Origin of the sequence: Streptomyces sp. NPDC088350 (assembly GCF_044753545.1) — a bacterium.
GTDB lineage: Bacteria > Actinomycetota > Actinomycetes > Streptomycetales > Streptomycetaceae > Streptomyces.
Map to the genome: position 1 here is coordinate 274,497 of NZ_JBIVNL010000013.1, position 8,814 is coordinate 283,310.

5 protein-coding genes and 1 pseudogene are annotated in these 8,814 nt (G+C 71.1%); all 6 read left to right on the plus strand.

The genetic code is table 11. From position 1 onward, the window contains the following. The first annotated feature begins 165 nt into the window (after nt 1-165). Nucleotides 166-3,114, plus strand: coding sequence for an FAD-binding and (Fe-S)-binding domain-containing protein (locus ACIQBL_RS38965; RefSeq protein WP_401951112.1), 2,949 nt, complete (start codon nt 166-168; stop codon nt 3,112-3,114). Further along, entirely contained in the window at nt 3,111-3,872 is a 762-nt protein-coding gene (locus tag ACIQBL_RS38970) for a metallophosphoesterase family protein (protein ID WP_401951115.1), read from the plus strand. The genes ACIQBL_RS38965 and ACIQBL_RS38970 overlap by 4 nt, the downstream gene beginning before the upstream one ends. Nucleotides 3,873-3,925: 53 nt before the next feature. Then, a pseudogene (locus ACIQBL_RS38975) lies at nt 3,926-4,728 on the plus strand (lipid II:glycine glycyltransferase FemX). Between the two features lie 259 nt (nt 4,729-4,987). After that, the gene (locus tag ACIQBL_RS38980) at nt 4,988-5,119 is read left to right on the plus strand and encodes a hypothetical protein (protein WP_019072556.1); all 132 of its coding nucleotides are present in this window, start codon (nt 4,988-4,990) and stop codon (nt 5,117-5,119) included. Between the two features lie 104 nt (nt 5,120-5,223). After that, nucleotides 5,224-7,281, plus strand: a complete 2,058-nt coding sequence (locus tag ACIQBL_RS38985; RefSeq protein ID WP_401951147.1) for an ABC transporter ATP-binding protein — start codon at nt 5,224-5,226, stop codon at nt 7,279-7,281. Between the two features lie 140 nt (nt 7,282-7,421). Continuing rightward, the gene (locus ACIQBL_RS38990; protein ID WP_401951117.1) at nt 7,422-8,342 is read left to right on the plus strand and encodes an EamA family transporter; all 921 of its coding nucleotides are present in this window, start codon (nt 7,422-7,424) and stop codon (nt 8,340-8,342) included. Nucleotides 8,343-8,814: the final 472 nt, after the last annotated feature.

Sequence of the window (8,814 nt, forward strand, 5' to 3'; positions counted from 1 at the left end):
TGGTCGGGGTCCTCAGTCGTCCTCGGTCGTGTCCTCGGGGAGTGCTCGTCGGGTTCCTGGGCGAGACGCGACACCGGGTGCTCAACTGACGGTCACTATATGAGAGTTAGTGATCGAACTGGGGAGGTTCTGGATGCGTTTGCAGAATCCCTTCATGCTGGGGGCATGGCGGATCTTCAGGTGGACCTTCAGGCGGAACCGGCGGGTGTCCAGGCGGAGCTGCGGAGGACCGTCCGGGGCGAGGTCCGCTTCGACGTGACGTCCCGGGCGCTGATGACCATGGACGCGTCCAACTACCGGCGCGTACCGCTGGGTGTCGTCGCACCCCGTGACGCCGACGACGTGGCGGCGACGCTCGCGGCCTGCCGGGCGCACGGGGTGCCGGTCGTGGCCCGCGGCGGCGGCACCTCCATCGCCGGCCAGGCGACCGGCACCGGCGTGGTCCTCGACTTCACCCGCCACATGAACGGCCTGCTCTCCCTGGACCCCGACTCCCGCACGGCGGTCGTACAGCCCGGCCTGGTCCTCGACCGCCTCCAACAGGCCGCCGCCCCGCACGGCCTGCGCTTCGGCCCCGATCCCTCCACCCACAGCCGCTGCACCCTCGGCGGCATGATCGGCAACAACTCCTGCGGCTCCCACTCGGTCGCCTGGGGCACGACGGCCGACAACGTCAGCGAACTGTCGGTGATCACCGCGCGCGGCGACCGCTTGCGCCCCGGCCAGGACTGGACGGGTGCTCCGGAGGGTCTCCGGCCGCTCGTGGAGGGCGAGTTGGCCCGCCTGCGCACCGGCTTCCCCGACCTCCCCCGCCGTATCTCGGGCTACGCCCTGGACGCCCTCCTCCCCGAGAAGGGCGCGGACGTCGCCCGCTCCCTCTGCGGCAGCGAGGGCACCCTGGGCATCCTCACGGAAGCGGTCGTACGACTCGTCGAGGCACCCAGCGCGCGTGCGCTCGCCGTGCTGGCGTATGCCGACGAGAGCGCGGCGGCGGAAGCGGCGGCGGGCCTGCTGCCGCTCGCACCGCTCACCGTCGAGGGGATGGCGGCCGACCTGGTCCCCTCCACGGCGGACCTCCCCCGGGGCGGCGCCTGGCTGTTCGTGGAGACCGGCGGCGACACGGAGGCGGAGGCACGCGCGCGTGCGGAGACCGTCGTCCGCGCGGCCGATGTCCTCGACTCCCTGGTGGTGACGGACGCCTCCGCCCAACGGGCGTTGTGGCGCGTGCGCGAGGACGCGAGCGGTACGGCGACGAGGATGCCGGACGGTTCGGAGGCGTGGCCGGGTTGGGAGGACTGCGCGGTACCGCCGGCCCGACTGGGCGCGTATCTGCGGGACTTCAGGGGCCTGCTCGGAACGCATGGCCTACGGGGCACGCCGTACGGCCACTTCGGGGACGGCTGCATCCACGTCCGCATCGACTTCGACCTGCTGACGGATCCGGGGGTCGCCCGCTTCCGCCGTTTCTCCGAGGACCTGGCCGACCTGGTGGTGACCCACGGCGGCTCCCTCTCCGGCGAACACGGCGACGGCCAGGCCCGCGCCGAACTGCTGCCGAAGATGTACGGCGACGAGATGGTCGCCCTCTTCGAGCGCGCGAAGGCCGTCTGGGACCCGGACGACCTCCTCAACCCGGGCATGCTGGTCCGCCCGGCCCCGCTCGACACGAACCTCCGCTTCTCCGTCCTGCCCCGCGAACCGGTGGACGTGGTCTTCGGCTACCCGTCCGACGGCGGCGACTTCTCGGCGGCGGTGCGGCGGTGCGTGGGGGTGGCCAAGTGCCGTACGACCGAGGTGAACGGGCCGTCGGTGATGTGCCCGTCGTTCCGGGTGACCGGCGAGGAGCGGCACTCCACGCGCGGGCGGGCCCGGTTGCTGCACGAGATGCTCGCCGGTGAACTGGTCACCGACGGCTGGCGGTCGGCGGAGGTACGCGACGCCCTCGACCTGTGCCTGTCCTGCAAGGGCTGCCGCACGGACTGCCCGGTCGAGGTCGACATGGCCACGTACAAGGCGGAGTTCCTGCACCACCACTACCAGGGACGACGGCGGCCCGCGGCGCACTACGCGATGGGCTGGCTGCCGCGCTGGCTGCGGCTGGTGCAGCGGACGCGCACGGCGTGGCTGGTCAACTCCCTCGCTTCCGTGGGGCCGTTGGCGTGGGTGGCCAAGCGGCTGGGCGGGATCGCGGGGGAGCGGCGGATTCCGCGGGTGGCGGGCGTGACGTTCACGCGGTCGTGGCGGCGGGAGGTCAGGGCGCAGACGCGGCGGAGCGTGCGTGCGGGGGTGGAGTACGAGGAGACGCCCGAACACCATGTCTACCTGTGGCCGGACACCTTCACGGAGTACCTCTCGCCGTCCGTGGGGAAGGCGGCCGTGCGGGTGCTGGAGGCGGCGGGACTGGGCGTGCTCCCGGTCCTGCCGGTGATGATGCGGAGGAAGAAGTCCGTCTGCTGCGGACTGACCTATGTGTCCACGGGCCAACTCGACCGTGCCCGCGAGGTCATGCGCACCACGCTGGACCGGATGGGCATGCTGCTGGACCCCCGATTCGGCGACGGCGCCCCACCCGTCGTCGTCCTGGAGCCGAGCTGCGCGGCGGCCCTCCGCACCGACCTCCCCGAACTCCTCCCCGACGATCCCCGGGCGGCCCGCCTCGCCGCCTCGGTCCTCACCTTCGCCGAGGCCCTGGAGCGCCTCGCCGCCCCCGGCTGGACCCCGCCCCGCGTCGACCGCCCCGCCGTCGGCCAGACCCACTGCCACCAGCACGCCGTCCTCGGCGACACCCCCGACCGCCGCCTGCGCTCCGCGGCCGGCCTCACCGGTGAACTGTCCGGCGGCTGCTGCGGGTTGGCGGGCAACTTCGGCTTCGAGAAGGGCCACTACGAGGTGTCGGCGGCCTGCGCGGAGGAACAACTCCTGCCGTCGGTGAGGGAGGCCCCGAAGGAGGCGGTGGTCCTGGCGGACGGGTTCTCGTGCCGCACACAGCTGGAGCAGTTGGCGGGGGTACGGGGCCGGCACTTGGCGGAGGTACTGGCGGACGCCCTGGACGGAGAACCGGCGGACGCGCTGGACGGAGAACCGGCGGACGCGCTGGACGGAGAAGACGAGTGACCGACGAACCGACCCGAGTCGCCGTCCTCTCCGACATCCACGGAGTACTCCCCGCCCTGGAAGCGGTCCTCGCCGAACCGGAGGTGACCACCGCCGACCGCATCGTCCTCACCGGCGACATCACGGCCGGCCCCCAACCGGCGGAAGTGGTCGACCTGTTGCGCGCGCAGGGCGACCGGATGCTGTGGATCGCGGGCAACGCGGACCGCGAACTGGTCGAGTACCGCAGGGGCGAACGCGACGACATCCCCGACCCGATCGCCCCGTACGCGGCGACAGCCCTCCGCGCCGACCAGGTCGACTTCCTGGCCACCCTCCCCACAACCCTGACGCTCCCCGTCAAAGGCCTCGGCAAGGTCCTGTTCTGCCACGCCACACCCCGGGACGACGAGGAAGTCGTCCTCGTCGACTCCCGCCCCGCCCGCTGGACGGAGGTCCTGGCCACCGTCGACGACGACATCCGCACAGTGGTCTGCGGCCACACCCACATGCCGTACATCCGCCTCGCCCACGGCCGCCTCATCGTCAACCCGGGCAGCGTCGGCATGCCGTACGGCCGCCCCGGCGCCCACTGGTGCCTGCTCGGCCCCGGCACCGACCTGCGCGTGACGCCGTACGACATCCCCACGGCGATCACCCGCCTCACCCGCGAGTCCGGCTACCCGGAGATCGCCGAGTGGGCCGACTACTTCCTCAACGCGCGGGCGTCGGACACAGAGGCACTGGAGGCGTTCGGACCTCGGGACGGGCGGGGGTGACTGCCTGGGCCGGCCGCTCGACCACGGTCTCGAACTGCCAGGGAGCCCCCCGTATGACGAACCTCCGCGTCCGGCCCATCACCCGCGACGAACACCTCGCGTTCGTCGCGGGCCGCCCCTCCGCCAGCCATATGCAGGTGCCGTCGTGGGGCGAGGTGAAGCCCGACCGGCGGGCGGAGAGCCTGGGGTGGTTCGAGGAGACGGGCGGCCAACTGGTCGGCGTCGGGCTGGTGTTGTACCGTCCCGTGCCCAAACTCAAGAAGTACCTCGCCTATCTGCCCGAGGGGCCGGTCATCGACTGGCACACCGCCGACCTCGACCGCTGGCTCGACCCGATGCTCGCCCACCTCAAGTCGCAGGGCGCGTTCACGGTGAAGATGGGCCCGCCCGTCGTCGTACGCCGCTGGAGCGCGGACGCGGTGAAGGCGGCGATCGCCGACCCGGACACACGCCGCCTGCGGGACGCGGAACCGACGTCGTACGAACCGCGCGCCTACGAGATCGCCGACCGCCTGCGCCGCGCGGGCTGGCAGCAGACGGAACCCGGGGGAGAGGACGGGTTCGCGGCCGGACAGCCGCGGTACGTCTTCCAAGTGCCGTTCGCCGGCCGCTCGTTGGACGACATCCACCGGGGCCTCAACCAGCAGTGGCGCCGCAACATCAAGAAGGCCGAGAAGGCCGGGGTGAAGGTGGTCCAGGGCGGCCACGATGCTGACCGTCGGCCGGCACGTCTGGTACTCCTACGGCGCCTCCACCAGCCGCCGCCGTATACGACTTCAGGGGCATCACCGACACCCTGGAGGAGTCCGACCACCTGCTGCACAAGGCGCTGGACCTCTCCATGGCCCGTCGCTGAGGGCTCCCGGGGGCCTCGTTTGAGGGCGGAAGCACAGGTTCGTTAAGGCTGCTCTCAGGTTTATTAGAGAACTCTCAGGTTCGCCGCCGTCACTCAGGATCCGCAAAGGTATTCACAGCGGCTGCTTGCCTTTTACTTGCCGACTTTGCTGCTCCTTGGCATCGGCGGCGTGTAGGTTTCTCGGTGTCGGGAATTCCCCGGGCGGTAAAACGCTCGACTTTGACGCACGAAATTCCACTGCACAACCTAGGAGTTCGGAATGGGCCTCAACAAGCTCGCCCCGCTGCCCAAGCCCAAGAAGCAGCAGCTGCCGCCGCCCCCGCCCCCGAAGCCGCGCAAGAAGCACGAGCCGAAGCCCCTGCCGAAGCCGCTGCCCGGCCAGGACAGCTGAACCGGTAGCAGAGGGAGGGCCGACCCACGCAGTCGGCCCTCTTTTCTTTCCTGAATTCGAAAATCCAAGGAATTCTGATGACGGAAAGCGAGCGTATTGTGGACATGGTTACGGATGAGGAAGACCTCGAATGCGAGGACGACGAAACTCCCACCATTCCCGCCCGTACGGCTTTCCGTCGCTTCTGGCCGCTCACCCGGGGTCTCAGACGCTGGCTGGTCCTCGTCTGGGTGTGCACGGTGATCGGCGCGCTCGCCGAGACCGAGGCCATCCTCCTCTTCAGCGACCTCACCGACCGCGCCCTCGCGAAGGGCTCACTGAGCGCGTTCTGGAGCCCCGCCGCCAAGTGGCTGGGCGTCGCGATCGTCGGCGCCCTCGTCTCGTACGCGGGCAACTCCCTCGCCGCCTGGGCCACCGAACGCTTCGTGATGAGACTGCGCGAGCATGTCTTCGACCACGTACAGCAGTTGCCGCCGCACTTCTTCCAACGGCACCGCCAGGGCGACCTGTTGTCCCGCCTGACCGGCGACGTCGAGGCGATCGAGACCCTCGTCGTGTCCGGCGTCGTAGGCACCGCCTCCGCTGTCTTCTCCGCCCTCTTCTACGCCGCCGCCGCGTTCTGGCTGCGCTGGGACCTGGCCGTCGCGACCTTCGTCCTCGCCCCCCTCTTCTGGCTCGCCGCCCGCCGCTTCTCCGGCTCCATCAAGGACGTCTCCCGCGAGGGCCGGGTCGCCGACGGCGCGATCACCTCCGTCGTCGAGGAGTCCCTCGGCAACATCGTCCTCACCCAGGCCTACGGCCGCCGCGACGCCGAACGCCGCCGCCTGAACGAGGAAGCCGGCGCCTGGTTCCGCGCCTCCGTCCGCTCCTCACGGCTCAACGAGGCCTACGAGCAACTCGTCGCCGTCATCGAGACCGTGTGCGTGCTCGCCGTCATCGGCATCGGCGCCTGGGAGATCTCCACCGGCCGCATGACCCTCGGCCAGCTCCTCGCCTTCTCCGCCTTCCTCGGCTACCTCTACCCGCCCGTCCGCGGCCTCGCCCAACTCGGCCTGACCATCACCGCCGCCACCGCCGGCGCCGAGCGCCTCATCGAGATCCTCGACGTACGCCCCTCCGTCGCCGACCCCGCCCACGACACGGAGACCGGCCGCCCCGACGGCACGGTCGAACTCCGCGACGTCTCCTTCAGCTACCCCGGCGCCGACCGGGCCGCCCTGGAAGGCCTCTCCTTCACCGTCAACCCCGGCGAGCTGGTGATCGTCACCGGCCCCAGCGGCGCCGGCAAGTCCACGGTCTCCAAAATGCTCCTCCGCTTCTACGACCCCGACGCGGGCGAAGTCCTCCTCGACGGCGTCCCGTTGCGGGACCTCCCCCTCGCCCGCCTGCGCGAGTACGTGACCCTGCTCCCCCAGGAGACCCTCGTCCTGCACGACACCGTCCGCGCGAACATCGCCTGCGGCCGCCCCGGCGCGAGCGAGCAGGCCATCGTCGACGCGGCGACGGCGGCCGACGCCCACGAGTTCATCCTCCGCCTCCCCAACGGCTACGACACGAAGGTCGACCCCAACTCGGCCCGCCTGTCCGGCGGTCAGCTCCAGCGCCTGGCGATCGCCCGCGCGATCCTCCGCGACGCCCCGGTCCTCGTCCTCGACGAACCGACCACCGGCCTGGACTCGATGGCCGCCCGCCGGGTCGTGAAACCCCTACGGCGACTGATGGCGGGCCGTACGACCATCATGATCACCCACGACCTCAACCTCGCTCCCGACGCCGACCGCATCCTGGTCGTCGACCGGGGCCGGATCGTGGAGACGGGCCGGCACGAGGAGCTGCTGGCGCGGGGCGGGGCGTACTCGCGACTGCACCGCTCCCAGAACAACGCGGTGATGGACACCGGGGAACTGAAGCTGCCGCTGTTCGCGGAGCCGGCGGTCGCTTACGGCTACTCCAGCCACTCCCCGCAGCCGCTCTTCACGGAGAGCTGGGCGCCGCAGCCGTACCAGCCGCCACACCCCGAGGCCGAGTACGCCGAGCACGTGGAACAAGTCGAGTACGTGGAGTACGTGGAGTACTCCGATCCCCTCTTCGGCCCGATGCCCACCACCCTCCCCGACGGTCGCCCCCTGTACCGGGACGAGGTCCCCTGGAGCGGCATCTGAACCACTGATCGCCTCCAGGGCACCTAGAGGGCACTGCTGGACAGCTGCATAAAGGGTTCACACACCTGTCGAAGTCCATTAGCATGGACCGAGCAGTGCATCATGATGGACGAATCCCGAGCTGAACCCCTGGAAGCGCCGTGAGCATTCCCAGTACGTCGACCCCGACCACTTCCCCCGTGACCACTCCGGCCACCGCCCCGCGCCGCATCGGTTCGCTCGGGCCGGTGGGTCTGGTGCTGGCCGGGGGTATCTCGGTGCAGTTCGGTGGCGCGCTGGCGGTGACGCTGATGCCGCAGGTGGGTGCGCTGGGTGTGGTGACACTCCGCCTGCTGGTGGCGGCGATCGTCCTGCTCGCGGTCTGCCGGCCGAGCCTGCGCGGCCACTCCCGCGCGGACTGGGGCACGGTCGTCGTCTTCGGTATCACGATGGCCGCGATGAACGGCCTCTTCTACCAGTCGCTGGCCCGCATCCCCCTCGGCCCCGCGGTGACGCTGGAGGTACTGGGTCCGCTCGCCCTCTCGGTCCTGACCTCGCGGCGCGCGCTGAACGCGGTGTGGGCGGGGTTCGCCCTGGCCGGCGTCTTCCTCCTCGGCGGCGGAGGCTTCAGCAGCCTGGACCCCATAGGCGTGGCCTTCGCGCTGGGCGCCGGCGCCATGTGGGCGACGTACATCATCTTCAGTGCCCGCACAGGCCGTCGATTCCCTCAGGCCGACGGTCTTGCCCTGGCGATGGTCGTGGCGGCGGTGGCGTTCCTGCCGCTCGGCATCGTCGAGTCGGGCACAAAACTCCTGAACCCCACGACGATCGCCCTCGGCTCGGCAGTGGCGATCCTCTCCTCGGTCCTCCCCTACACCCTCGAACTCCTCGCCCTGCGCCGTCTCCCCGCCTCCACCTTCGCCATCCTGATGAGCCTGGAGCCTGCGGTGGCGGCAACGGCAGGCTTCCTGATCCTTCACCAAGCCCTGTCCCTCCCGGAGACCTTGGCCATCGGGCTGGTCATCGTGGCGAGTATGGGGGCGGTGCGGACGCAGGTGGGGCGGCGGAAAGTGAACGCGTAGGCGGGGGTTGGGCCACTCGCTTCTTTGCCAGTGTCGGGCTTCCGCGCCCCGAGTAAAGGGCGCTCCCTGCGGTCGCGTCGCCTGCGGCGATTCCGCTGCGCTCCACCCTTGACTCGGGCCGCTCCAGCCCGGTTGAGAAGCGAGCGAGCGGCCCGGAAGGACGGGGGGCCCGGGCCTGTATCCCCTTGCCTGAGCTGCGTCCCGGGCCGGTGCGGCGGGGGCGCGCTCGCGTCTCGCCGGCACGCCGGGCCGTCTCAGCGGCCAACGGCTTGTGGATGGGGGCGCGTTCGCGTCTCGCCGGCACGCCGGGCCGTCTCGGCGGCCAACGCCGGGTGGGTGGTGCGCGTGTGCGTCTCGCCGGGCCGTCTGGGCCGTCTGGGCCGTCTGGGCCGTCTGGGCGGCCAACGGCTGGTGGGGACGTCCGTATCGGGGAGGCTGCCCGGGCTGCGTTGCGTGCGCGGGGCCGGTGGGT

What these genes read in the sequence shown, in the direction of transcription:
- ACIQBL_RS38965 (WP_401951112.1), top strand. Translation starts at nt 166, where the DNA reads ATGGCGGATCTTCAGGTGGACCTTCAGGCGGAACCGGCGGGTGTCCAG.
- ACIQBL_RS38980 (WP_019072556.1), top strand. Translation starts at nt 4,988, where the DNA reads ATGGGCCTCAACAAGCTCGCCCCGCTGCCCAAGCCCAAGAAGCAGCAG.
- ACIQBL_RS38985 (WP_401951147.1), top strand. Translation starts at nt 5,224, where the DNA reads ATGGTTACGGATGAGGAAGACCTCGAATGCGAGGACGACGAAACTCCC.